We start from the raw sequence: 24,580 nt of genomic DNA on the forward strand, positions 1-24,580 counted from the left end.
CGGCCTGCAAATGCCGGTTTCCTGCGCTTCCGGTGCTCACGTACTTAAGTACGCTTCGCTCCGGTTCTCGGAACCCGCCATTTTCGGCTCGGCCTGACCTGAATATCGACACGCCTTAATCCAGCACCGCGCACCTGCTTTTTAAGTGAAAAACATCCGATGGCAACCGAACGATACAATCCGCGCACGTCAGAGCCCAAATGGCAGAAGGCCTGGGCCGAAAAGAAGCTGTTCGAGGCCCGCAACGACGATCCGAAGCCGAAATACTACGTGCTCGAGATGTTCCCCTATCCATCGGGCAAGATCCATATCGGCCACACCCGCAACTACACGATGGGCGACGTGGTGGCGCGCTACAAACGCGCCAAGGGTTTCAACGTGCTGCATCCGATGGGCTGGGACGCGTTCGGCATGCCGGCCGAAAACGCCGCCATGCAGAATAAGGTCCACCCCAAGGACTGGACCTACGAAAACATCGCGGTCATGCGCGAGCAGCTCAAGATGATGGGCCTGTCGCTCGACTGGGCGCGCGAGTTCGCGACCTGCGACGTCGACTATTACCACCGCCAGCAGATGCTGTTCCTCGACTTCGTCGAGAAGGGGCTGGTGACGCGCAAATCCTCCAAGGTCAACTGGGACCCGGAGGACATGACGGTGCTCGCCAACGAGCAGGTCATCGACGGCCGCGGCTGGCGCTCGGGCGCGCTGGTCGAGCAGCGCGAGCTGACGCAGTGGTTCTTCAAGATCACCGACTTCGCACAAGATCTGCTGGACTCGCTCAACGGACTCGAAGAGTGGCCGGAAAAGGTCAAGCTGATGCAGCACAACTGGATCGGCCGCTCGGAAGGGCTGCTGATCCGCTGGCCGCTGGCAAAGCCCGTCGGCGATATGCATGAGCTGGAAGTCTACACGACAAGGCCGGACACCATCTTCGGCGCCTCCTTCATGGCGGTCGCCGCCGACCATCCGCTGGCGAGAAAAGCCGCCGAGAGCAATGTCGAGCTGGCGAAGTTCATCGACGAGGTCCGCCACATGGGCACCTCGGTGGCGGCGCTCGAGACGGCCGAAAAGAAGGGCTTCGACACCGGCATCCGCGTCGTCCACCCGTTCGACGAGAATTGGACGCTGCCGGTCTATGTCGCCAATTTCGTGCTGATGGAATACGGCACCGGCGCCATTTTCGGCTGCCCGTCGGGCGACCAGCGCGACCTCGACTTCGCCAACAAATACGGCCTGCCCGTGATTCCGGTGGTGATGCCGGAAGGCGAAACCCAAGGGAGCTTCCAGATCATCGAGGAGGCCTATGACGGCGACGGCGTGATGATCAATTCGCGCTTCTTAGACGGCATGAAGCCCGAGAGGGCTTTCGATGAAGTGGCGAAGCTCCTGGAGCAGAAAAGCATCGGCGGCCGGCCGATGGCGGAGCGCAAGGTGAATTTCCGCCTGCGCGACTGGGGCATTTCGCGCCAGCGCTATTGGGGCTGCCCGATCCCGATGATCCATTGCGAGGCCTGCGGCGTCGTGCCGGTGCCGAAGGCCGACCTGCCGGTCAAGCTGCCCGACGACATCGAGTTCGACCGCCCGGGCAACCCGCTCGACCGTCATCCGACCTGGCGGCATGTGAAATGCCCGCAATGCGGCCGCGATGCGCGGCGCGAGACCGACACGATGGACACCTTCGTCGATTCGTCCTGGTATTTCGCGCGCTTCACCGCGCCCTGGGCAAACGAACCGACCGAGCCGAAAGCGGCCGACGAATGGCTGGCGGTAGACCAGTATATCGGCGGCATCGAGCACGCGATCCTGCATCTGCTCTATTCGCGCTTCTTCACCCGCGCCATGCGCGAGACCGGTCACCTCAATCTGGCAGAGCCGTTCAAGGGGCTGTTCACGCAGGGCATGGTGGTGCACGAGACCTACCGCGTCGGCGGCCCGTCCAACAACGGACGCTGGCTGTCGCCGGGCGAGGTCAGGATCGAGGACGTCGGCGGCAAGCGCCGCGCCGTCGAGATCGCCACCGGCGAGGAGGCGACGATCGGCGCGCTGGAGAAGATGTCGAAGTCCAAGAAGAACACGGTGAGCCCGGAAGAGATCACCGACGGCTACGGCGCCGACACGGCACGCTGGTTCATGCTGTCGGACTCGCCGCCGGAGCGCGACGTCGAATGGACCGACGAGGGTGCGGCCGGCGCGCACCGCTTCGTGCAGCGCATCTGGCGCCTGGTGCAGATAGCGGCCGAATCTCTGCCCGGCATCAAGCCCGCGGCGGCGAAAGATGGCGAGGCGGGCGTGATTTCCAAGGCCGCGCACAAGATCCTGAAAGCGGTTGGCGAGGACATCGAGAAGCTCGGCTTCAATCGCGCGATCGCCCGCATCTATGAGCTCGCCAATGTGCTGGCTGCACCGCTCAACGACGTTGCCGAGGGCAAGGCCGACCCCGCGCTGAAGGGCGCCTGCCGCGAGGCGGTGGAAATCCTGGTGCACATCATCGCCCCGGTCATGCCGCATCTGGCGGAGGAATGCTGGCAGGCGCTGGGCGGCACGGAGATGGTCGCCGAGCGGCCTTGGCCGGTCTACGATCCGGCGCTGGTGGTCGACAACGAGATCGTGCTGCCGGTGCAGGTCAACGGCAAGAAGCGCGGGGATTTGACAATTGCGCGCGACGCGGATCAAGGTGCCGTCGAAAAAGCGGTGCTGGCTCTCGACTTCGTGCAAAAAGCACTGGAAGGTAAGGCTCCGCGCAAGGTGATCATCATCCCGCAGAGGATCGTCAATGTCGTTGCCTGATCCGGTGAAGTCACAACCGGTCCGCCTGCGCGGCCGCCTGGCGGTCTGCGGCATGGTCGCCGCGCTTGCGCTGGTTTCGGCCTGCACCGTGCGGCCGCTCTATTCCAGCCAGCCGCTGTCGCCCGGATCGCAGCTCAGCGCATCCGCCGAGCTCGGCTCGATCTCGATCAAGCCGGTCAACACCCGCTACGCGCAGCAGGTGCGCAACAATCTGATCTTCGCCTTCGGGCAGGGCTCGGGCGAGCCGGCCTCGCCGGCCTACACGCTCGATCTCGGCGTCACCGAGCTCGTCGAATCAGCGGCCATCGTGCAGGTGCAGACCCAGGAGGACGAGCCGACGGCGGGCACGGTCACGCTGACCGCCAACTACGTGCTCAGGGACACCGCGACCAACACGGTGATTGCCGTCGGCAAGCGCTCGATCCCCTCGTCCTTCGACCGGCCGCGCCAGGAATTCGCGGCCTATCGTGCGCAGATCGATGCGGAGAACCGCGCTGCGCGTGAGTTGGCCGACCTGCTGCGGCTTTCCATCGCCCAGGATTTGGCCAGGCACGGCAAAAAGGCCTAGTTCCTCGCCGGAGATTGGCTGAAGCCTTCCGAACTTCGTCGTCCTAGGGCGGAGCAGCCGCGAAGCGGCGTCGCGCAGACCCTAGGATCCATTCCGTTACCTCGGCCTGAAGGTGCGGCGGAGCAGAATTCTGCACCGTTGCGACGCTCGTATGTCACGGAGTGGATCCTCGGGTCTGCGCGCGTCGCTTCGCTCCTTGCTCCGCCCGTGGATGACGATCGCGATGGGCGTTCCGGCCAATCGCCAAGGCAGGTGACCTGGCAAGGCATAGGCACTTTGCCGCGAAAAAAGGCCGGTGCCCGGCCTTCTTTCCTACTCAGTTGCTTTTTGCCTTGCGCAATTCCCGGACGGAAAATCGTTACACACTTTTCCTGGAATTGCTCCGGCCTCAGCCGATCTTCTGGCCGGTTTTGGCCCAGTCGGCGAGAAAGGCGGCGAGGCCTTTGTCGGTCAGCGGGTGATTGACCAGCGCCTTCAGCGTCGCCGGCGGCGCGGTGACGATATCGGCGCCGATCAGCGCGGCTTGCTTGACGTGGTTCACCGTGCGCACCGAGGCGGTCAGGATCTCGGTCTTGAAATCGTAATTGTCGTAGATGGTGCGGATTTCCGAGATCAGCTCCATGCCGTCCGAGCCGGTGTCGTCGATGCGGCCGACGAAAGGCGAGATGAAGGAGGCGCCGGCCTTGGCGGCGAGCAACGCCTGGTTGGCGGAGAAGCAGAGCGTCACGTTGACCATGCGGTTCATTTCGGTGCGGATGGTCTTGCAGGCCTTGAGGCCGTCCAGCGTCAGCGGCACCTTGATGGCCACGTTCGGCGCGATCTTGGCCAACACCTCGGCCTCGGCCATCATGTCCTTGTATTCGGTCGCCACGACCTCGGCCGAGACCGGGCCTTCGACGATGTCGCAGATCTGCTTGGTGACTTCGGAAATCTTACCACCCGATTTCAGGATCAGCGAGGGGTTGGTGGTGACTCCGTCGAGCAGCCCCAGATCGTTGAGCTCCTTGATTTCCTTGATGTCAGCGGTGTCGACAAAAAATTTCATGGCGGTCTCCTTGGGGATTGCCGGGCGCCAGCCAGGCAGATGCGAGGGTCCCCTTTGATCTAGACCAAAGTCAGGGCAAGGTCACGCCTGATGATGGAAGATTCGCCCTTTGTCGCAGCCGCGCCCGTGCTGGTGCCGATGCCGGCCGAGCGGCCCTACACCTATGCCGTGCCGCCTGGCATGCGCGTGGTGCCGGGCTCGATCGTGCGCGTGCCGCTCGGGCCGCGCCAGGTCGCGGGCATCGTCTGGGACGGCGCCGTCGAAACCGTCGATACGAAGAAATTGCGGCCGATCGAGGAGGTGTTCGACTGCCCGCCGATCGACAGGGCGATGCGCCGCTTCGTCGACTGGATCGCGCAATACACGCTCTCTGCCCCCGGCATGGTGGCCCGTATGCTGCTGCGCGCGCCCGAGGCTTTCGACCCCGAGCCGTGGATCGAAGGGCTGCAGCGCACGCTGGCCGGGCCCGACCGGATGACCGACGCGCGGCGGCGCGTGCTCGAGACGGCCGAAGGCGGGCTTGCCTGGACGCGCTCGGGGCTGGCACATGCCGCGGGCGTCTCCTCGACCGTCATCGACGGGTTGCGGGCACAGGGCGTGTTCGAGACGGTGATGATCCCGCCGCGTCCGGTGGTGGCGGCGCCCGATCCTTCTTATGCCGTGCCGGAATTGATGCCTGACCAGAAAGCGGCGGCGGACAAGCTGCGCGCCGCGGTCGCCGCCGACGCTTTCAACGTCACGCTGCTCGACGGCGTCACCGGCTCCGGCAAGACGGAAGTCTATTTCGAAGCGGTGGCAGCGGCGCTCGACAAGGGCAGACAGGTGCTGATCCTGTTGCCGGAAATCGCGCTGACGCACGCCTTCCTGGAACGTTTCCAGGACCGGTTCGGCGCCAAGCCGGCGGAATGGCATTCCGACCTGCCGCCGCGGATGCGCGAACGCGTCTGGCGTCAGGTGGCCGAGGGCGGCGTGCGCGTCGTCGCCGGCGCGCGCTCGGCGCTGTTCCTGCCGTTCAAGGAACTCGGCCTGATCGTCGTCGACGAGGAGCACGATCCCGCCTACAAGCAGGAAGACCGCGTCTTCTACAATGCGCGCGACATGGCCGTGGTGCGCGGCCATATCGGCGGCTTCCCGGTCGTGCTCGCCTCGGCGACGCCCTCGGTTGAAAGCCGGGTCAACGCCAGCCAGGGCCGCTATCATCGCGCGGTGCTGTCGGCCCGTTTTGCCGAGGCGGCGCTCCCCGACCTGAAGTCGATCGATATGCGACGCGCGCCGCCGGCGCGGGGCGGCTTCCTGTCGCCTGTCCTCCTGGAGCAGATGCAGCGCACTCTGGAGAGACAAGAGCAGTCGCTGCTTTTCCTCAACCGGCGCGGCTATGCGCCGCTGACGCTCTGCCGCGTCTGCGGCCATCGATTCGGCTGCCCGGTCTGCTCGGCCTGGCTGGTCGAGCATCGCTTTCGCGGCCAGCTCGTCTGCCATCATTGCGGCCACAATGAGCGGCGGCCCGAAGCCTGTCCGGAATGCGGCACGCTCGACCATCTGGTGGCATGCGGCCCAGGCGTCGAGCGCATCGCCGAGGAAGTGGTCGGGCATTTTCCCGATGCCCGCACCATCGTGCTGTCGTCCGATCTTCTGGGCGGCGTGCGCCGGCTCAGGCTCGAGCTCGAGGCCGTCGCCAGTGGCGAGGCCGATATCGTCATTGGCACGCAGCTGGTCGCCAAGGGTCATAATTTTCCCGGCATGACGCTGGTCGGCGTGGTCGATGCGGATCTGGGATTGGCCAATGGCGATCCGCGCGCCGCCGAGCGCACCTTCCAACTGCTCAGCCAGGTGACGGGGCGCGCCGGCCGCACCGGCAAGAAGAGCCTCGGCCTCCTGCAGACCTACCAGCCGGACCATCCGGTGATGCGGGCAATCGTCTCCGGCGATTCGGAAGCGTTTTACGAGCGCGAGATCGCCGAGCGCGAACGGGCGGCGCTGCCGCCCTTCGGCCGGCTCGCCGGCATCATCGTCAGCGCCGCGACACGCGGCGAGGCGGAAAGCCATGCGCGGGGGGTAAGGCGCGCGGCGCCGCAGGCTACCGACCTCTTCGTGCTCGGCCCGGCCGAGGCGCCCTTGTCGCTGATCGGCGGCCGCCACCGCTTCCGGCTGTTGGTGCAAGGCGAACGCCGCGCCGACATGCAAGGCTTTATTCGGGCCATGTTGGCGAATGGACCGAAGCTGCGCGGCTCGGTCAGGGTGCAGGTCGACATCGACCCGCAGAGCTTCTTATAACCGGGAGAGACAGCCCCAACGGAGTGGTCGCTTGTGAAAACCCTCGGCCTGATCGGCGGCATGAGTTGGGAATCGACGGCGATCTATTACCGCCTGCTCAACGAGATCGTGCGCGAGCAGCTGGGCGGGCTGCATTCGGCCAAGCTGTTGCTGTGGTCGTTCGATTTCGCCGAGATCGCCGAACGCCAGCATGCCGGCGACTGGGAAGGCGCCGGCGCTCTTCTGGTGGAAGCCGCGCGCAAGCTGGAGGCGGGCGGGGCCGAGGGCTTGGTGATCTGTACCAACACCATGCACAAGCTCGCCGACACGGTGCAGGCGGCCATATCGATCCCGCTCATCCATATCGCCGACGCCACGGCGCAGGCTGTCCTCGATGCCAGAGTGAAGCGGCCGGCGCTGCTGGCGACACGCTTCACCATGGAACAGGATTTCTACAAGGGACGGCTCGCGGAGAAATACGGGCTGCAGCCGATCGTGCCCGACCAGGGCGGCCGCGACATGGTGCATCGGGTGATCTATGACGAGCTCTGCCAGGGCATCGTCCGGTCCGAATCGAAATCCGCCTATCTCGACGAGATCGGCCGGATGCGGCGCACCGACCGGGTGGACGGCGTCATCATGGGATGCACCGAGATCACCATGTTGATCGGCCAGGGCGATTTCGACATTCCGGTCTTCGACACGACGCGCATCCATGCCGCGGCCGCGGTCGATTTCGCGCTCGCCTGATGCGCTGTACCTAATGTGCCCGCCGTCCTCTGGCGCGCCTTCATTCCCTGGCTAGAATGCCGCTGTTTCAGAACAAGAAATAAGAGGGGGATTTTATGGACTTCGCGTTTCCGTGGCCCGCCAGCCAGGGTGAGTGGCTGGCTTGGTCGAGCGCCGTCGTGACCTTGGCGCTCGGCCTATTCCTGTTCCTGGCGCCCGGGCTTGCGTTTCGCGCGCTGCGCCTGCAGCCGAGGCCCGAGAAAGCGGCGGCGATCGCCGAGGGACGCGGCCGCATGTCGGGCTTTTATCTCGGCGTCAGCCTGTGCTGCATTCTTCTGGCGCAGCCGCTGCTTTACATGGCGCTGGGCTTCTCTTGGCTGTTCACCGCCTTCGGCCGGCTTCTGTCGATGATGTCGGACGGCGCCAACACCCCTTTCAACTGGGTGTCGATCGTGGTTGAATTGGCGCTGGCGGCGCTGCCGCTGGCCTTTGCCTTCGGCTTTGTACCGTGAATCCGGCGCTTGGGATCGGCGCCAGCCGCCTGATGCGACAAAAGTGCCTGAAAACCATGCCGGACGATGCATTGCGGTCTTAAAAAGCCTGTGCTAGACGGCAATCGACTTTCGACCGGGGATAGCGGAAGCCGCGCCTCCGTGCTTGGAAAAATGCAGTAAGGTCAAAGATTTAGCCAGAGTTCTCGCTCGCGCCAACAATCTGCGGCCTGTCAGACAAGAGAAAAGACGGTCCGTGGCCCAATCGTCATCGCCAATCTCAGCTGTCGCCGAACGCTATGCAGGCTCGCTGTTCGAGCTAGCGCTACAGGACAATTCAGTCGCCAAGGTCGAGGCCGACCTGGCCAGCTTCGAGGCAATGCTCAACAGCAGCGACGATCTCGCGCGGCTGATCAACAGCCCGGTGTTTTCCGGCGAGGACCAGGCAAGGGCCGTCGCCGCCATCGCCGACAAGGCCCAGATCACCGGCCTGGTGGGCAATTTCCTGCGCGTCGTCGCCAAGAACCGCCGCCTGTTCGCGGTACCCGGCATGATCAAGGCATTTCGCCAGATCGCAGCCGACCATCGCGGCGAGGCATCGGCCGAGGTCACCTCGGCGCATGCGCTGACGGCGGCGCAGCAGGCTGAACTCCAGGCGACGCTGAAGGGCATCGCCGGCAAGGACGTAGCCATTACCATGACCGTCGATCCGTCACTGCTCGGCGGCCTGATCGTCAAGATGGGCTCGCGCCAGATCGATACGTCGCTCAAAACCAAACTCAATTCGCTCAAGCTTGCACTGAAAGAGGTCGGCTGATGGACATCCGCGCCGCGGAAATTTCCGCAATTCTGAAAGACCAGATCAAGAATTTCGGCAGGGAGGCCGAGGTCTCCGAAGTCGGCCAGGTTCTGTCCGTCGGTGACGGCATCGCCCGCGTCTACGGCCTCGATAACGTCCAGGCCGGCGAGATGGTCGAATTCCCGGGCGGCATCCGCGGCATGGCGCTGAACCTCGAAGCCGACAATGTCGGCGTCGTCATCTTCGGTGCCGACCGCGACATCAAGGAAGGCGACACCGTCAAGCGCACGGGCGCCATCGTCGACGCGCCTGTCGGCATGGGCCTGCTCGGCCGCGTCGTCGACGCGCTGGGCAATCCGATCGACGGCAAGGGCCCGATCAAGGCGACCGAACGCAAGCGTGTCGACGTCAAGGCGCCCGGCATCATCCCGCGCAAGTCGGTGCATGAGCCGATGTCGACCGGCCTCAAGGCCATCGATGCGCTGATCCCGGTCGGCCGCGGCCAGCGCGAGCTGGTCATCGGCGATCGCCAGACCGGCAAGACCGCCATCATCCTCGACACGATGCTGAACCAGAAGTCGGTGCACGACAACGGCCCCGAGAAGGAAAAGCTCTACTGCGTCTACGTCGCCGTCGGCCAGAAGCGCTCGACCGTCGCGCAGTTCGTCAAGGTGCTGGAAGAGCGCGGCGCGCTCGAATATTCGATCATCGTCGCCGCCACCGCGTCCGATCCGGCGCCGATGCAGTTCCTGGCGCCGTTCACCGCCTGCACCATGGGCGAATATTTCCGCGACAACGGCATGCATGCGCTGATCAGCTACGACGATCTGTCGAAGCAGGCCGTCGCGTACCGCCAGATGTCGCTCCTGCTGCGCCGCCCGCCGGGCCGCGAAGCCTATCCGGGCGACGTCTTCTACCTGCACTCGCGCCTGCTCGAGCGTGCCGCCAAGCTCAATGACGACAACGGCAACGGGTCGCTGACCGCGCTGCCGATCATCGAGACGCAGGCCAACGACGTGTCGGCCTACATCCCGACCAACGTGATCTCGATCACCGACGGCCAGATCTTCCTCGAAACCAACCTGTTCTTCCAGGGCATCCGTCCGGCGGTGAACGTCGGTCTGTCGGTGTCGCGGGTCGGCTCCTCGGCGCAGATCAAGGCGATGAAGCAGGTCGCCGGCTCCATCAAGGGCGAGCTCGCGCAGTATCGCGAAATGGCTGCCTTCGCGCAGTTCGGCTCCGATCTCGACGCGGCAACGCAGCGTCTGCTCAATCGCGGTTCGCGCCTGACCGAGCTGCTCAAGCAGCCGCAATTCTCGCCGCTCAAGGTCGAGGAACAGGTCGCGGTGATCTTCGCCGGCGTCAACGGCTATCTCGACAAGCTGCCGCTGAACCAGGTCGGCAAGTTCGAGCATGGGCTGCTCAGCCATATGCGCTCGGCCGGCAAGGACGTGCTCGACGGCATCCGCAAGGAGAAGGCGCTGTCGGACGATTTGCGCGCCAAGCTCAAGGCCGAGATCGACGCCTTCGCCAAGACCTTCGCTTGAACGAAGCTGGACGGGATCAGGTTTGAAGCATGGCTTCGTTAAAAGACCTTCGTAACCGTATCGCCTCGGTCAAGGCGACGCAGAAGATCACCAAGGCGATGCAGATGGTCGCCGCGGCGAAGCTGCGTCGCGCACAGGAAGCGGCGGAAGCAGCCAGACCCTATTCCGAGCGCATGGGCGCGGTCCTGGCCAACATCACCCAGGCGATCGGCGGCGGCGGCGATGCTCCGGCGCTGATGACGGGCACCGGCAGGGACGACGTGCATCTGCTCATCGTCTGCACGGCCGAGCGCGGCCTGTGCGGCGGCTTCAACTCGCAGATCGCGCGCCTCGCCCGCGACCACATCCGCAGGCTGCTGGCCGACGGCAAGCAGGTGAAGATCATCTGCGTCGGCAAGAAGGGCTATGACATTCTGCGCCGCGACTACGCTTCGATGATCCTGGAGCGTGTCGACCTGCGCGAGGTGAAGACTCTCGGCTTCGCCAATGCCGATGCGATCGCGCGCAAGGTCATCCATCTCTTCAACGATGGCGGCTTCGACATCTGCACGCTGTTTTATTCGCAGTTCAAGTCGGTGATCAGCCAGATCCCGACGGCGCAGCAGATCATCCCGGCGGCCGCCGGGTCGACCGCTCCCGAGGCGACCAGTGGCGGCAATGCCGTCTACGAATACGAACCGGAGCCGGGCGAGATCCTCTCCGACCTCATTCCGCGCAACATCGCCGTGCAGATCTTTCGCGCGCTGCTGGAAAACGCGGCCGGCGAGATGGGCGCCAAGATGAGCGCGATGGACAATGCGACGCGCAACGCCGGCGACATGATCAACAAGCTGTCGATCACCTACAACCGCCAGCGGCAGGCGCAGATCACCAAGGAACTGATCGAGATCATTTCGGGCGCCGAGGCGCTCTAATCACGCCCCGCGCGGGACACCCGGCGAGCGGCGTGAACAACGGATAGACGAAAAGGGCAAAGACGATGGCGAAAGCAGCTACCCCGAAGACCGCCGCCAAGGCGGCACCGGCCCCCAAGGCGGCGAAGGCCCCGGCAGCCGCCGAGAAGGCCGCCGCTCCGGCGAAGAAGGCGGCCGCTCCGGCCAAGGCCGCGGCTTCCGCAGCCAGCGTTGCGGCCAAGCGCGTCGGCGCCGCCGGCAAGGTCCGCCAGGTCATCGGCGCCGTCGTCGACGTGCAGTTCGAGGATCACCTGCCGGCCATTCTGAACGCGCTGGAAACCGACAATGTCGGCAACCGCCTGGTGCTCGAGGTGGCCCAGCATCTCGGCGAGAACACCGTGCGCTGCATCGCCATGGACTCGACCGAAGGCCTGGTCCGCGGCCAGGAGGTCTATGACACCGGCGCGCCGATCTCGGTTCCGGTAGGTCCCGGCATGCTCGGCCGCATCATCAACGTCATCGGCGAGCCGGTCGACGAGGAAGGCCCGGTCGACGGCGTCGAAATGCGCGCCATCCACCAGCCGGCTCCGGCCTATGTCGACCAGTCGACGGAAGCGCAGATCCTGGTCACCGGCATCAAGGTTCTCGACCTCCTGGCGCCTTATGCCCGCGGCGGCAAGATCGGCCTGTTCGGCGGCGCCGGCGTCGGCAAGACCGTGCTGATCCAGGAACTGATCAACAACGTCGCCAAGGCGCATGGCGGCTTCTCGGTGTTCGCCGGCGTCGGCGAGCGCACCCGCGAAGGCAACGACCTCTATCATGAGTTCATCGAATCGGGCGTCAACAAGAAGGGCGGCGGTGCCGGCTCCAAGGCCGCGCTCGTCTACGGCCAGATGAACGAACCGCCGGGCGCACGCGCCCGCGTCGGCCTGACCGGCCTCACCGTCGCCGAATATTTCCGCGACCAGGGCCAGGACGTGCTGTTCTTCGTCGACAACATCTTCCGCTTCACGCAAGCGGGCTCGGAAGTGTCGGCGCTGCTCGGCCGCATTCCTTCCGCCGTGGGCTACCAGCCGACGCTGGCGACCGACATGGGTGCGCTGCAGGAGCGCATCACGACCACGACCAAGGGCTCGATCACCTCGGTGCAGGCGATTTACGTGCCGGCCGACGACTTGACCGACCCGGCGCCGGCGACCTCCTTCGCCCACCTCGACGCCACGACCGTGCTCAACCGCGCGATCTCGGAAAAGGGCATCTATCCGGCCGTCGATCCGCTGGATTCCACCTCGCGCATGCTCGACCCGATGGTCGTCGGCGAGGAGCACTATCAGGTTGCCCGCCAGGTGCAGTCGATCCTGCAGCGCTACAAGTCGCTGCAGGACATCATCGCCATCCTTGGCATGGACGAGCTTTCGGAAGAGGACAAGCAGACGGTTGCCCGCGCCCGCAAGATCGAGCGCTTCCTGTCGCAGCCGTTCTTCGTCGCGGAAGTGTTCACGGGATCGCCGGGCAAGCTGGTCGACCTTGCCGACACCATCAAGGGCTTCAAGGGCCTTTGCGCCGGCGACTACGACCACCTGCCGGAAGCCGCCTTCTACATGGTCGGCGGCATCGACGAGGCGGTCGAGAAGGCGCAGCGCCTCGCGGCTGAAGCGGCATAAGAAAGCGAATAGGGAGTAGTGAGTAGTGAGTAGAGAATAGCGGTGTGATCCGGGCCGTTGCGTCCCTTCACTACTGACTACTCACTATTCCCTACCTGCTAAGGTTTACATGGCTGAAGCTTTCAAGTTCGAACTGGTCTCGCCGGAGCGGCTGCTCGTTTCCGAGCAGGTCGAGTCCGTCGTGATACCCGGTGCCGAAGGCGAGATGACGGTGATGGCGCAGCACGCGCCGGTCATGACGACCATCAAGCCCGGCGTCGTCACGATAAAGACCGCGGGCGGCAAGGAAGAGCGCTTCGTCGTGTTCGGCGGTTTCGCCGACATCCTGCCTTCCGGCTGCACGCTTCTTGCCGAATCGGCGACGCATGTGAACGACATCGATCGCGCCGATCTTGCTCGTCGCATCCAGGAGGCCAAGGAAGACGCGGCCGACGCAAAGGACGACGAGAGCCGCAGCAAGGCGGAGCAGTTCCTCAGCCAGCTCACCACGCTGGAAGGCGCGCTGCTGCCGGCGTAATTTCGGCTGCCGATAAGCGATTGAGAAAGGTGGGGCTTGCTTGCCCCGCCTTTTTTTGTTGGTGCTTTCCGTTTGCGAAACAGTCCCGAATGCGAGTGGGGTCGATCATGCCCGCGCTGCAGGTAGTGAACGGGTCGGTCGGCAAACAGTGAATCCGTCCCGGCGCACCGTCGAGCCATGCCGGGCACAAACGCTATCCAACCGTTCCACTCTTGTTGCCGATGCCGAGCGCGGCGAGAGCCAGCTGCGAACCGCCCTGCTTTAAATGGACGAGATGTGTGGCGACAAATTCGATCAATTTCCGCCGTTCCGGGTGACCCTTGGCAAATCCTGCGAGATCGAACACCGCCGCCGTCATTTCTGCCGTCGGCAGATTGCGGCCGAACAGCTCGTTAAGGGCAGCATCGAGCGGGTCGGTGAAATGGCCCTCAGGCAAGCTGCTACCGCGCGCGGCGCAGGCGGCGATCCAAGCGGCGACAACCAGCGACAGATGTTCCGGCAGCAAGCCGGCCTCCAGCCGGGCGAGGGCGGAGGCGACGATGCGTTGCGGCAGCTTCTGGCTGCCGTCATTGGCGATCTGCGCAGTGCGGTGGGCGAGCGCCGTGTTGGAAAAGCGCTCGGCGAGCTCGGCCGTATAGGCGCCTGTGTCGAGCCCGGCCTGCTGCGGCAGGGTTGGAATGGCCTCGGCCCAGAGCCAATCGACGAACTGCCGAATCGACGGATCGGCAAAGGCGCGGTCGACGGTGGCGTGGCCGCTGAGCAGGCCGAGATAGGCGATGCCCGAATGCGCGCCGTTGAGCAGCCGCAGCTTCATGTCCTCGAAGGGGCCGACATCCTCGACCATGGTGACGCCGAATTTCTCCCAGGCCGGCCGCCCGGCGGGAAAGCGGTCCTCGATCACCCATTGCCGGAACGGCTCGGTCATCACCGGCCACGCGTCATCGATGCCGAGTTCGCCAGCGATGCGGGCGCGATCGGCGTCCGTGGTCGCCGGCACGATGCGATCGACCATTGAGGACGGGAAGGCCACTTCATCGGCGATATGGCCTGCCAACGGCCGGTCGCCGGAGCCTGTCTGGGCGTCGCGCAATTTCGCGAACTCGACCAACAACCGATGCAGCGTCGCGCCGTTGGCCGGCAGATTGTCGCAGCAGAGCACCGTGAAGGGCGGCGTGCCGGCGGCGCGGCGGCGCGCGAGCGACCCGGCGAGAAATCCATGCGCCGTCTTCGGCGATCCGGGGTTGGCGAGGTCGTGGACAATTTCGGGGTGCGCGCTGTCGAGCGTGCCGTCGGCTGCCCTGAGATAGGCCTTCTCGGTGATGGTGAGCGTGACGATGCGGGTGCGAGGATCGGTGAGCGCGGCGAGCACCGCGCCGGGGTCCTCCGGGGCGACGAGCAAGGACTGGATCGAGCCGATCACCTGCAGCTGCTCGCCGGCGCTGTCGCGGATTGCCAGCGTGTAGAGCCCGTCCTGCGGCGCCAGCGCATCGCGCGTGTCGGGGCTGCGCAGGGAGACGCCGATGATACCCCAATCGCTCTCGCCATCCGCCAGACAGGCATCGACATAGGCGGCCTGATGGGCACGGTGAAAGGCGCCGACGCCAAGATGGACGATGCCGGGCGCGACGGACTTGCGGTCATAGCGAGGCACCAGAACTTCGGCCTGCAGCTCCGCAAGGGTGGCGTTGGACAGACGGCCGTTCATGGAAGCTTGTCTCCGATCGGAAAACGACGGCAGCGACCTAACACCCGCTGTCGCCGTGCACAATGGCCACGTTCCTTTCGAAAGTCATCATACAACTGCATAATATTTGTATGTTGACATTATCTCTGGCCGATCTACCAATAGCGAAGCCTGGGAGGAGCTGCGTGGCCGTATTGACCGATCCGGACCTGCTGTTCGCGCCGGAAACGCGATCATTGGCGCGCGCCCTCTACGCGAGTGTGAAGGACCTGCCGATCGTCAGTCCGCACGGCCACACCGAACCGCGCTGGTACGCGCTCAACGAACCGTTTTCCGACCCGGCGCAGCTCTTGATCGTGCCGGACCATTACATTTTCCGCATGCTGTTCAGCCAAGGCGTGCGGCTGGAGGAACTCGGCGTCCCGACGCTCGACGGCGCACCCGTCGAAACCGACGGCCGGGCGATCTGGCGGCGCTTCGCCGAGCATTATTATCTCTTCCGCGGCACGCCCACACGGCTGTGGCTCGATCATGCGTTCGAGCATCTGTTCGGCATCGGGGAGCCGCTTACCGCAGCCAGCGCCGACCGCATCTACGACACGATCGCCGCGCTGCTGCAACGCGACGACTATCGGCCGCGCGCGCTGTTCGAACGCTTCAACATCGAGGTGATCGCGACGACCGAAGGCGCGCTCGACGACCTCAAATGGCACCGGACGATCCGCGACAGCGGCTGGAAGGGCCGCGTCGTCACCGCGTATCGGCCGGACGCCGTCGTCGATCCCGATTTCGAGGGCTTCGCGGCCAATCTGGATAGGCTCGGCGATATCACCGGATGCAACACCGGCAGCTGGTCCGGCTATCTCGAGGCGCATCGAAAGCGCCGCGCCTTTTTCAAGGAGTTCGGCGCGACCTCATCCGATCACGGCCATCCGACGGCCGAGACCGCCAATCTCTCCGACGCGGCGGCGCAGGAGCTGTTCAACCGCATCCGGCGCGGCTCCGAGGATGAGCGCGAGCGAAAACTGTTCCGAGCCCAGATGCTGACTGAGATGGCCAAGATGAGCCGTGACGACGGCCTGGCGATGCAGATCCATCCTGGATCATGGCGCAATCATTCGCCTTCCATTTTCCGGAAATTCGGCCGCGACAAGGGCTTCGATATCCCGACGCGGACCGATTATGTGTCGGCGCTGAAGCCGCTGCTCGATTGCGTCGGGCTGGAGCGCGACCTCACGATCATCCTGTTCACGCTCGACGAGACGAGCTATGCGCGCGAGCTGGCGCCGCTCGCCGGCGTCTATCCGGCGCTCAAGCTCGGGCCGGCCTGGTGGTTCCACGACAGCCCGGAAGGCATGCGCCGCTTCCGCGAGATGACCACGGAGACGGCGGGCTTCTACAACACCGTCGGCTTCAACGACGACACGCGCGCCTTCCCGTCGATCCCGGCGCGCCACGACGTCGCGCGGCGTGTCGACTGCGCCTTTCTGGCGCGGCTGGTCGCCGAGCATCGCCTCCGGGAGGAGGAGGCGCATGAGCTGGCGCGGGAGCTTGCCTACTCGCTTGCCAAGAAGGCGTACCGACTCTGAGCCGGAATATTCGTGATTTTTGAAGGGAGGAAAGACATGTTGCGTATTTCGAGATTGCTGGCGGCGACATTCGCCATCGGATCCTTGATGATCGGAGCCGCGCAGGCCGAAACCGTCCTGCGCTCTTCGGACACCCATCCGGACGGCTATCCGACAGTCGAGGCGGTCAAATACATGGGCGAGCTGATCAAGCAGCGCACCAACGGGCGCTATTCGATCGAGGTCTATCATTCGGCGCAGCTCGGCGAGGAAAAGGATACGATCGAGCAGACCCAGGCCGGCGTCATCGACCTCGATCGCGTCTCCATGGGGCCATTCAACGGCATCGTGCCGGAAACCGCCGTGCCGTCGTTGCCCTACATCTTCCGCTCGGTCGAGCATATGCGCCATGTCATGGACGGGCCGATCGGCGACCAGATCCTGAAGGCGTTCGAGGCGCATGACCTTGTCGGACTCGCCTTCTACGATTCCGGCGCGCGCTCCTTCTACAACACCAAGAAGGACATCGCCTCGATGGCAGACATGAAGGGCATGAAGTTCCGCGTCATCCAGTCGGACGTGTTCGTCGACATGGTCAATGCGCTCGGCGCCAACGCCACGCCGATGGCCTATGGCGAGGTCTATTCGGCGCTGCAAACCGGCGTCATCGACGGCGCCGAGAACAACTGGCCGAGCTTCGAATCCGCCAAGCATTACGAGGTCGCCAAGCACTACACGCTGGATCAGCACCAGATCGTGCCGGAGGTGCTGGTGATGTCGAAGGCAAGCTGGGACAAGCTGGCGCCGGAAGACCAGGCGATCGTGCGCCAGGCGGCCAAGGACAGCGTCGTCAAGATGCGCGAGCTATGGGACGCGCAGGAGAAGAAGTCGCGCGACATCGTCGAGAAGGCCGGCGTCAAGATCAGCGAGATCGACAAGCAGCCGCTGATCGACGCCATGAAGCCGGTCTACGACAAATATCTGTCGACGCCCGAGCTCAAGGACCTCGCCGCCCGTATCCAGGCGACGAAATGACCGGGATCGGCAACAGGCCCGGTGGCACGGAGGCTTCCGTGCTGCCACCCAGCCGGTCGGGTACGAAAGGGTTCTGGCTGCGGGTGGAACGGGCCCTTTCTGGGCTTGCGCGGCTGGCCTTGTGGGTCAGCGGCACCGGGTTGACGCTGATGACCGTCATCATCTTTTGGCAGGTCTTCTCGCGCTACATGCTGAACCGTTCGCCGAGCTGGACCGAGTCCTCATCCGTGCTGCTGATGGGCTGGTTCATCTTCCTGGGCGCCGCCGTCGGCGTGCGCGAGCGCACGCATCTTGGCTTCGACGTGCTGCTCTATGTCTTGCCTGCCTCGGCCAAGGCGGTGCTGCGCAGCATTTCCGATCTCGTCGTGCTGGCCTTTGGCGCCGGCATGATCGTCTATGGCGTGCAGCTCGCCAGGTTGACCTGGAACACGGTGATGCCGTCGCTCGCCTTGCCCGGCGGCGTCAGCTTCCTGCCGGTCATCATGGGGGGCGCGCTGGTCTGCCTGTTTTCACTCGAGCGGCTGGCGGGGCGCTTTGCCGGGCTGCCAGTCGATGCCGACATCTACACAACCGGCGAGGAGCTCTGAACCATGGCGCTGATCGTGCTTTTCGGCACTTTCGTCTTCCTGCTGGTTATCGGCACGCCGATCGCGTTCTGCCTCGGCGTCGCCAGCTTCGCGACGATCCTCACAATCGGCCTGCCACCCGTCGTCGTGTTCCAGCGGCTCAATTCCGGCATCAGCGTCTTTTCGCTGATGGCCATCCCGTTCTTCATCTTCGCCGGCGACCTTATGGTTCGCGGCGGCATCGCCGCCCGCCTGGTGGCATTGGCCGGGTCCCTGGTCGGCCACCTGCGCGGCGGTCTGGGACAAGTCAACATTGCCGCGTCGACCATGTTCGGTGGAATTTCCGGTTCGGCGGTGGCCGATGCCTCAGCGGTCGGCGGGCTGATGATCCCGCAGATGAAGGCGCGCGGCTACGGCGTCGACTATGCCGTCAACATCACCTCCGTCGGCGCCATCATCGCGCTGCTGATCCCGCCGTCGCACAACATGATCATCTATTCGATCTCGGCCGGCGGCCGCATCTCGATAGCGGATCTTTTCACCGCCGGGGTTCTGCCGGGGCTGCTGCTGGCCCTGTCGCTGATGGTCACCGCCTATCTGGTGGCAAGCCGGCGCGGCTATCCGACGGAACCTTTTGCCGGTTTCGGCCGGGCCTTGCAGCTGCTTGTCGCCGCCATTCCCGGGCTGATCCTGATCGGCATCATCTTTGGCGGCGTGCGCTCCGGTGTCTTCACCGCCACCGAAAGCTCCTGCATTGCCATCGTCTATGCTTTCCTGGTGACGTTGATCATCTACCGGTCGATGAGCTGGAACGATTTCGTCACCGCGACCACGGCCGCGGTGCGCACGACAGCGATGGTGCTGATGATCATCGGCTGCGCCGCGGCCTTCGGCTGGCTGCTGGCCTATCTCCGGGTTCCGGCAGCGCTTGTCGCGTTTTTGCAGTCCGTGTCCGACAACAAGCTGGTCATACTGCTCCTGATCAATGTCGTCCTGCTCATCCTCGGCACATTCATGGATATGTCGCCGCTCATCATCATCACCACGCCCATCTTCCTGCCGGTGGTGATGGCCTATGGCGTCGATCCCGTGCATTTCGGCGTCATCCTGATCCTCAATCTCGGCATCGGCCTCTGCACGCCGCCGGTCGGCGCGGTGCTGTTCGTCAGTTGCGCCATCGGCCGCATTCCCATCTGGACGGCAATGCGCTCGATCTGGCCGTTCTATGGAGCGGCCTTCATGGTGCTGATGCTTGTCACCTACATACCGGAAATCTCATTGTGGCTGCCGAGCCTGTTTCACTAGGAGGGCACCACGTGTCTCAAACAGTTGCCGACCTCAGGGTCGAACGGAAGCCGAAACTATCGGAGACTGTGGTCGCGGCGATCCGCAAGCAGCTCTTGGCGGGCGAGATTCCTCCCGGACAGAAGCTGCCAACCGAAGGCCAGCTGACGGAGACTTTCGGCGTCAGCCGCACGGTCATCCGCGAGGCGCTGGCCAAGCTTGCCGCCGATGGCCTGGTCGAAGCGCGGCAAGGCGCCGGCGTCTTCGTCAGCGAGCACATCTCGACGAGCTTCGGCGTTCTGGCCGCCGACATGGGAGCCAAGGATTCGGTCGCGCTCAACGTGCTCGAGGTCCGTCTCGCGATCGAGATCGAATCGGCGGGCCTGGCCGCCATCCGCCGCAACGCCGCCCAGGAGGCCGCGATCCAGGAGGCCTTCTTCGAGTTCGAGCGGCTGCTGCTCGCCAGCCAGCCGACCGGCCCGGCCGACCTCGCCTTCCACCGCGCGATCGCCAGCGCCACCAACAACCCGTTCTATGTCGAGATGCTCGATGTGCTGGGACGCCGCGCCATTCCCTGCGACGTGACCTCGCCCTGGTCGACAGAGCTCGTCCAGTCGGACGAGTACCAGCGCGGCCTGCAGCGCGAGCATCTCGTCATCCTCAATGCGATCTCGGCAGGCGATGCCGAGGCCGCGCGCGAGGCGATGCGCACGCATCTGACCCGCAGCCAGCAGCGCTACCGCGAGCGGCTGCAGGCCAGACAGGCCTATTATGCAAATTCGCTGAAAGCCGCATCGACCGAGTGACCATCAGACAAGGCCTAGAAATGGACCATACACACACCGAATTTTCCTCGCGCTTCGCCATCGATCCCATCACCGCCGCGGCCATGGGAACAGACGAGCTGCGCCACCATTTCCACGTCGAGGGGCTTTTCCAGCCGGGCCTCGTCAGCCTGACCTACACGCATTACGACCGCATGATCGTCGGCGGCGCCATGCCTATCGACAAGATCCTGCCGCTCGAAGCGATCAAGCCGACCGGAACCAAGGCTTTCCTCGACCGCCGCGAACTGATCGCCGTCAACATAGGCGGCGCCGGCACCGTCACGGCCGACGGCGTGGCTTACGAATTGGCGGCGCGCGACATGGTCTATCTCGGCATGGGCGGTGAGCAGGTGTCGTTCGGCTCGGCGGAGCCCGACAAGCCGGCAAAATTCTACCTGCTTAGCGCACCGGCGCATCGGCCCTATCCCAGCCAGTTGATCCGCATCGGCGACGCCAGACGGCTCGACCTCGGCAGCCAGGCGACCAGCAACGAACGCTCGATCTTCCAGTTCATCCACGCCGACGGCGTCAAGACCTGCCAGCTCGTCGTCGGCATTACGCAGCTCGCGCCAGGCTCGGTGTGGAACACCATGCCTTGCCATGTGCATGACCGGCGCATGGAAGCGTATCTCTACTTCGATCTGCCGGAAGGGCAGCGCGTCTTCCACTTCATGGGCGAACCGGACCAGACGCGCCACATCGTCATGCGCAGCGAGGAGGCGGTGCTGTCGCCGGGCTGGTCGATCCATTCGGGCGCCGGCACATCCAACTACGCTTTCATCTGGGCGATGGCCGGAGACAATGTCGACTATACCGACGTCGACCAGGTGGCGATGGATCAATTGCGGTGAGCGACCTTTCCGCCTTCAGCCTCACGGGCAAGCGCATCCTGGTCACCGGCGCCAACACCGGCATCGGCCAAGGCATCGCCGTGTCGATTGCGCGCGCCGGCGGCCTGGTGGTCGGCGTCGGCCGATCGGCGATGGATGACACCGCCGCGAAAGTTACGGCCGCGGGCGGCAGCTTCGAAGCGGTGAAGGCCGATCTCGGCGACCCGGCCGAGGCGGCCGCGATGTTAGACCAGGTCTGGGACGAGAGCGGCCGGCTCGACGGCCTCGTCAACAACGCCGGCATCATCCGGCGCGCCGATGCGGTCGACCTTACCGAAGCCGATTGGGACGAGGTGATGGACATCAATTTGAAGACGGTCTTTCGCCTGTGCCAGAGCTTTGCCAGGCGTGTGCTGGCGGAGCCCGGACGGCGCGGCAAGATCGTCAATATCGCCTCGGTGCTGAGTTTCCAGGGCGGCATCCGCGTTGCTTCCTATACGGCCTCGAAGCACGGCGTGCTCGGCCTCACAAGGCTGCTCGCCTGCGAATGGGCGGCGAAAGGCATCAACGTCAACGGCATCGCGCCGGGCTATATCGAGACCAACAACACCGAGGCGCTACGCGCCGATCCGGACCGCAGCGCGGCCATCCTCGGGCGCATCCCCGCGGCGCGCTGGGGCCGGCCCGACGACATCGGCGACGCGGCCGTGTTCCTGCTGGCGCGGGCGTCGGATTATATGCATGGCGCGGTGGTGCCGGTCGATGGCGGCTGGCTGGCGCGGTGACCGTCTCCCGCCGGAAGACCGCGCCGGACCTTTCCTGGATTTGCTTTACAAGCCGAACGGAAGCTGAGCGATGACCGATATCTTTTCCCATGCGGGCGAAAAAGCCTGGGAGCCGACGCCGGACGGCAACAGGCGGCGCGTGCTGGTGCATACCGATGAATTGATGATGGTCGAGTTCGCCTTCGACAAGGGCGGAGTCGGGGCGCTGCACTCGCATCCGCATGTCCAGGCGAGCTATGTCGCCGAGGGCTGCTTCGAGGTTACCATCGACGGCCGATCGGAGATCCTCGAAACAGGCAGCAGCTTCATTGTTCCGTCCAATCTCGTGCATGGCGTCAAGGCGCTGAAGGCCGGGCGGCTGGTCGACAGCTTTGCGCCTTGCCGGGCCGATTTCCTCGGCTAGGACAGGTCGGCGGCTCTATCGAACGCCGATTGGACCGGAGCGGTTTCACGCCTTTCCGGAACCGCCGCGACCGCCGCGTGATCGCGGCGGCCTGCCGCGAGCAGGCGATGCGCGGCATCGAGCATGGCCTCGACCGGCGCGTCGGCGACATAGGCCGAACGGCCTCGCCTTGGCGCCGTGACGACTTCGACCGCATTTGAAAGGGGGCGCCAGCGCTCCATATTGGCGCCGTTGTTGACGATCACCGCCGGCGTCATGACGGAGGCCATCAGATGCGCCAGTCCGCCCTCCATGCCGATATAGGCGACCGCCATCTCGCCCAGCGCAAGCAGGAGATCGTCGAAGCTCGTGATGTCCGGCGCCAGTTCCGGACCGGCTACCTGGAGGCGGCCTTCCCTTGCGAGGAGCGCCGGTGGCGTCGGTCCGCCGCCAGGGGTCGCCAGATACAGCACCCGGTAGCCGGCATCGATCAGATTGCCGGCAACGGCCACCACCTGATCTTCACTCATGCACTTCCTGCCCTGGGCATTGCCGCCAAGCAGGACGAGCGGACGGCCGCAACCGCCGCGCAGCTGGCGCGCCAGTGTCCGTGCGGCGTCCGGCACATCGAGCCTGTGATCGAAAGGCAGATGCCGCCCCGCCAGGCGCTCGACCAGCCGATGGTAGCGCCAGGCATTGTGTTCGGGCCGCAGCGTCAACCGCGTGCCCCAGCGCAGCGACAGTAGATGGCCGGCAAAGTTCGCTTCGTAGCGGATGCCCCGGCCCACAAGTCGAAGAGCCGTGAGCATGAGGCCCGGCACGCCGGTGCGCAGATCAACGACGATGGTCTTGCGGCCGCGCGGCGCGAATTCGGCAAGGATGGCGGAAAGCGGCGTCTTCGTCCTGAAGTCATCGACGAGATGCGCGACATGCTTGTGCAACACATGCGAGAGCGATGAGCCGCGCATGGCGCCGTAGACGATATGGTATTGCGGAAAGGCCGTCCTTGCCGCCCGCAGGGCCGGAATCCGCAGCAAGCCGTCGCCAAGCGCGTCGTTGCGGGCATAGAAGATCAGCACGGGCGCGGATGAATCCATGGCGAAAACGGATTCCATTGCTGTGGTGTCGGAGAAGCAGGACGACTGCGGAAGAATAATATCAGCAAGCCCCCGGCTGAGTTCTGCAAGAATATGCTTGGTTTCTTTTATAAAGAAAGCCCGATCTCGTCACTCCGCCGACGCCGGCCATGCGGGCCTTCTGTCGCAAATTTAGCTATGACATGCCTGCCTGGGACCGGCGCCGCCGGGTGAAGCGTTTCAGCGCTGCTGCAGCGCCAGGCGTATGCCGAGCGCGCAATAGATGCCGCCGACCACCTTGCCCTGCCATTTCAGCACCGCCGGATTGCGGCGCAGGAAGGAACCCAGGCCGCCCGCGCTTACGGCGAAGACGGCCGTGCTGAAGAGCCCGAGCAGAACAAAGATGATGCCCAGCAGCATCAGCTGCAGCACCACGAAACCACCTTGCGGGTGCACGAATTGCGGCAGGAAGGCCAGGAAGAACAGCGCGGTCTTCGGATTGAGCACTTCGGTCAGGATCGCCTGCCGGAAGGCCCGGCCCGCGGAAATGGGGAGCGTCGTGGCCGCCAGGTCAGCCGGCGCCTTTTCGAAAATGGCGCGGATGCCGAGATAAACGAGATAGGCCGCGCCGATATATTTGACGATGCTGAACAGCATCGCCGAAGCGGCGATGACGGCCGAGATGCCGACGATGGCCATGACGGTGTGGATCACGTCGCCAGCCGCGACACCGGCGCCGGTGGCGATGCCGACCTTCGTGCCCGAGCTCGTCGCCCGCGCGACCGTGAGCAGCGTCGCCGGCCCCGGGATGAAGACGAAGCCGAACACGACCGCGATGTAGGTGACGAGCGTCGCGGGATCGATCATGCCAAGGCTCCTTTTGCGTCGGGCGCCGCTCTTCATTCGGAGCGGCTCGGCGTTATAGCACCGCAGAACGGGCCGGGGGAACTCTCGGGCGGCGAAGTCGGGATCGCCGCGATTCGAGCGGAATGTCGTGACGGCCCTCCAGGCTTCGGTGATTTAGTCGCAAGCGCACGCTATCCCCACAGCTCTGTCGTTCGAAGCCGCCGCGAATGGATCGCGGCATTGCTTTGACCTTTCGTTTCAATGCACGTCGTTGTATCGAAACGACAAGGCCGAACGATGCCGGATCGGCAATCGAGCCAAGGCGCCTGCCCCAGGCGGCGGCAAGATCAAGGGGGCTGGCTTGGAAGAGCAAGCGACATGTGAGACCCGGCGATGCTGGGCTG

At 64.7% G+C, this 24,580-nt stretch carries 22 protein-coding genes; 18 read left to right on the plus strand and 4 right to left on the minus strand.

Going from position 1 to position 24,580, the window contains the following annotated elements; translation table 11 throughout:
* Positions 1-159: 159 nt before the first annotated feature.
* Entirely contained in the window at positions 160-2,787 is a 2,628-nt protein-coding gene (gene leuS, locus LB538_RS20695; protein ID WP_224528298.1) for a leucine--tRNA ligase, read from the plus strand.
* The gene (lptE, locus tag LB538_RS20700) at positions 2,774-3,355 is read left to right on the plus strand and encodes an LPS assembly lipoprotein LptE (RefSeq protein WP_140841843.1); all 582 of its coding nucleotides are present in this window, start codon (positions 2,774-2,776) and stop codon (positions 3,353-3,355) included. The genes leuS and lptE overlap by 14 nt, the downstream gene beginning before the upstream one ends.
* Positions 3,356-3,743: 388 nt before the next feature.
* Here lptE and fsa read toward each other — a convergent pair whose 3' ends face one another.
* On the minus strand, positions 3,744-4,400 hold the full coding sequence (fsa, locus tag LB538_RS20705) for a fructose-6-phosphate aldolase (protein ID WP_224517043.1): 657 nt from the start codon (positions 4,398-4,400) through the stop codon (positions 3,744-3,746).
* Between the two features lie 90 nt (positions 4,401-4,490).
* Here fsa and LB538_RS20710 point away from each other — a divergent pair, with 90 nt between their 5' ends.
* The 8 genes from LB538_RS20710 to LB538_RS20745 all read left to right on the plus strand — a co-directional run bounded on the left by LB538_RS20710 (position 4,491) and on the right by LB538_RS20745 (position 13,293).
* A complete protein-coding gene (locus LB538_RS20710) occupies positions 4,491-6,674 on the plus strand; it encodes a primosomal protein N' (protein ID WP_224528294.1) in 2,184 nt (727 codons plus the stop codon).
* Positions 6,675-6,707: 33 nt separating this feature from the next.
* Complete coding sequence (locus tag LB538_RS20715; protein WP_224528291.1) at positions 6,708-7,403, plus strand: aspartate/glutamate racemase family protein; 696 nt, start codon at positions 6,708-6,710, stop codon at positions 7,401-7,403.
* A 95-nt stretch (positions 7,404-7,498) separates the two neighbouring features.
* Positions 7,499-7,894 (plus strand): DUF4345 family protein, encoded by a 396-nt coding sequence (locus LB538_RS20720; RefSeq protein WP_140546140.1) that lies wholly within the window; start codon positions 7,499-7,501, stop codon positions 7,892-7,894.
* A 235-nt stretch (positions 7,895-8,129) separates the two neighbouring features.
* A complete protein-coding gene (locus tag LB538_RS20725; RefSeq protein ID WP_224528289.1) occupies positions 8,130-8,690 on the plus strand; it encodes a F0F1 ATP synthase subunit delta in 561 nt (186 codons plus the stop codon).
* Complete coding sequence (gene atpA, locus LB538_RS20730) at positions 8,690-10,219, plus strand: F0F1 ATP synthase subunit alpha (RefSeq protein WP_140546138.1); 1,530 nt, start codon at positions 8,690-8,692, stop codon at positions 10,217-10,219. Before LB538_RS20725 ends, atpA begins: the two co-directional genes overlap by 1 nt.
* A gap of 29 nt (positions 10,220-10,248) precedes the next feature.
* The gene (locus LB538_RS20735; RefSeq protein ID WP_224528287.1) at positions 10,249-11,133 is read left to right on the plus strand and encodes a F0F1 ATP synthase subunit gamma; all 885 of its coding nucleotides are present in this window, start codon (positions 10,249-10,251) and stop codon (positions 11,131-11,133) included.
* 65 nt (positions 11,134-11,198) lie between these two features.
* Complete coding sequence (atpD, locus tag LB538_RS20740; RefSeq protein ID WP_095769728.1) at positions 11,199-12,776, plus strand: F0F1 ATP synthase subunit beta; 1,578 nt, start codon at positions 11,199-11,201, stop codon at positions 12,774-12,776.
* A 109-nt stretch (positions 12,777-12,885) separates the two neighbouring features.
* Positions 12,886-13,293, plus strand: a complete 408-nt coding sequence (locus tag LB538_RS20745; RefSeq protein WP_095769727.1) for a F0F1 ATP synthase subunit epsilon — start codon at positions 12,886-12,888, stop codon at positions 13,291-13,293.
* Between the two features lie 193 nt (positions 13,294-13,486).
* Here the strand turns inward: LB538_RS20745 and LB538_RS20750 are convergent, their stop codons facing one another.
* Entirely contained in the window at positions 13,487-14,998 is a 1,512-nt protein-coding gene (locus LB538_RS20750) for a mannitol dehydrogenase family protein (protein WP_224528285.1), read from the minus strand.
* Positions 14,999-15,162: 164 nt separating this feature from the next.
* Between LB538_RS20750 and uxaC the strand changes: the two genes are divergently transcribed.
* The 8 genes from uxaC (at position 15,163) to LB538_RS20790 (ending at position 22,275) form a co-directional block, all read left to right on the plus strand.
* Positions 15,163-16,566, plus strand: a complete 1,404-nt coding sequence (gene uxaC / locus LB538_RS20755) for a glucuronate isomerase (RefSeq protein ID WP_224528283.1) — start codon at positions 15,163-15,165, stop codon at positions 16,564-16,566.
* A 36-nt stretch (positions 16,567-16,602) separates the two neighbouring features.
* Positions 16,603-17,580, plus strand: a complete 978-nt coding sequence (locus LB538_RS20760; RefSeq protein WP_140546131.1) for a TRAP transporter substrate-binding protein — start codon at positions 16,603-16,605, stop codon at positions 17,578-17,580.
* Positions 17,577-18,167, plus strand: coding sequence for a TRAP transporter small permease (locus LB538_RS20765; RefSeq protein ID WP_224528280.1), 591 nt, complete (start codon positions 17,577-17,579; stop codon positions 18,165-18,167). The genes LB538_RS20760 and LB538_RS20765 overlap by 4 nt, the downstream gene beginning before the upstream one ends.
* A 3-nt stretch (positions 18,168-18,170) precedes the next feature.
* Positions 18,171-19,451 (plus strand): TRAP transporter large permease, encoded by a 1,281-nt coding sequence (locus LB538_RS20770; protein ID WP_224528278.1) that lies wholly within the window; start codon positions 18,171-18,173, stop codon positions 19,449-19,451.
* Positions 19,452-19,462: 11 nt separating this feature from the next.
* On the plus strand, positions 19,463-20,236 hold the full coding sequence (locus tag LB538_RS20775) for a FadR/GntR family transcriptional regulator (protein ID WP_140723430.1): 774 nt from the start codon (positions 19,463-19,465) through the stop codon (positions 20,234-20,236).
* 20 nt (positions 20,237-20,256) lie between these two features.
* Entirely contained in the window at positions 20,257-21,108 is an 852-nt protein-coding gene (gene kduI, locus LB538_RS20780; protein ID WP_224528277.1) for a 5-dehydro-4-deoxy-D-glucuronate isomerase, read from the plus strand.
* Positions 21,105-21,872, plus strand: coding sequence for a 2-dehydro-3-deoxy-D-gluconate 5-dehydrogenase KduD (kduD, locus tag LB538_RS20785; protein ID WP_224528275.1), 768 nt, complete (start codon positions 21,105-21,107; stop codon positions 21,870-21,872). Before kduI ends, kduD begins: the two co-directional genes overlap by 4 nt.
* Before the next feature lie 70 nt (positions 21,873-21,942).
* Positions 21,943-22,275 carry a cupin domain-containing protein gene (locus tag LB538_RS20790; RefSeq protein WP_224528260.1) on the plus strand — a complete coding sequence of 111 codons (333 nt, stop codon included), beginning with the start codon at positions 21,943-21,945 and terminating at the stop codon, positions 22,273-22,275.
* Here the strand turns inward: LB538_RS20790 and LB538_RS20795 are convergent.
* Positions 22,272-23,351 carry a glycosyltransferase family 9 protein gene (locus LB538_RS20795; RefSeq protein WP_224528258.1) on the minus strand — a complete coding sequence of 360 codons (1,080 nt, stop codon included), beginning with the start codon at positions 23,349-23,351 and terminating at the stop codon, positions 22,272-22,274. The genes LB538_RS20790 and LB538_RS20795 overlap by 4 nt on opposite strands.
* Before the next feature lie 219 nt (positions 23,352-23,570).
* Positions 23,571-24,197: a LysE family translocator gene (locus tag LB538_RS20800; RefSeq protein ID WP_224528255.1), complete on the minus strand. Its 627-nt coding sequence runs from the start codon at positions 24,195-24,197 to the stop codon at positions 23,571-23,573.
* Positions 24,198-24,580 lie beyond the last annotated feature (383 nt).

Source organism: Mesorhizobium sp. Ca11, from assembly GCF_020165275.1.
Taxonomy (GTDB): Bacteria; Pseudomonadota; Alphaproteobacteria; order Rhizobiales; family Rhizobiaceae; genus Mesorhizobium.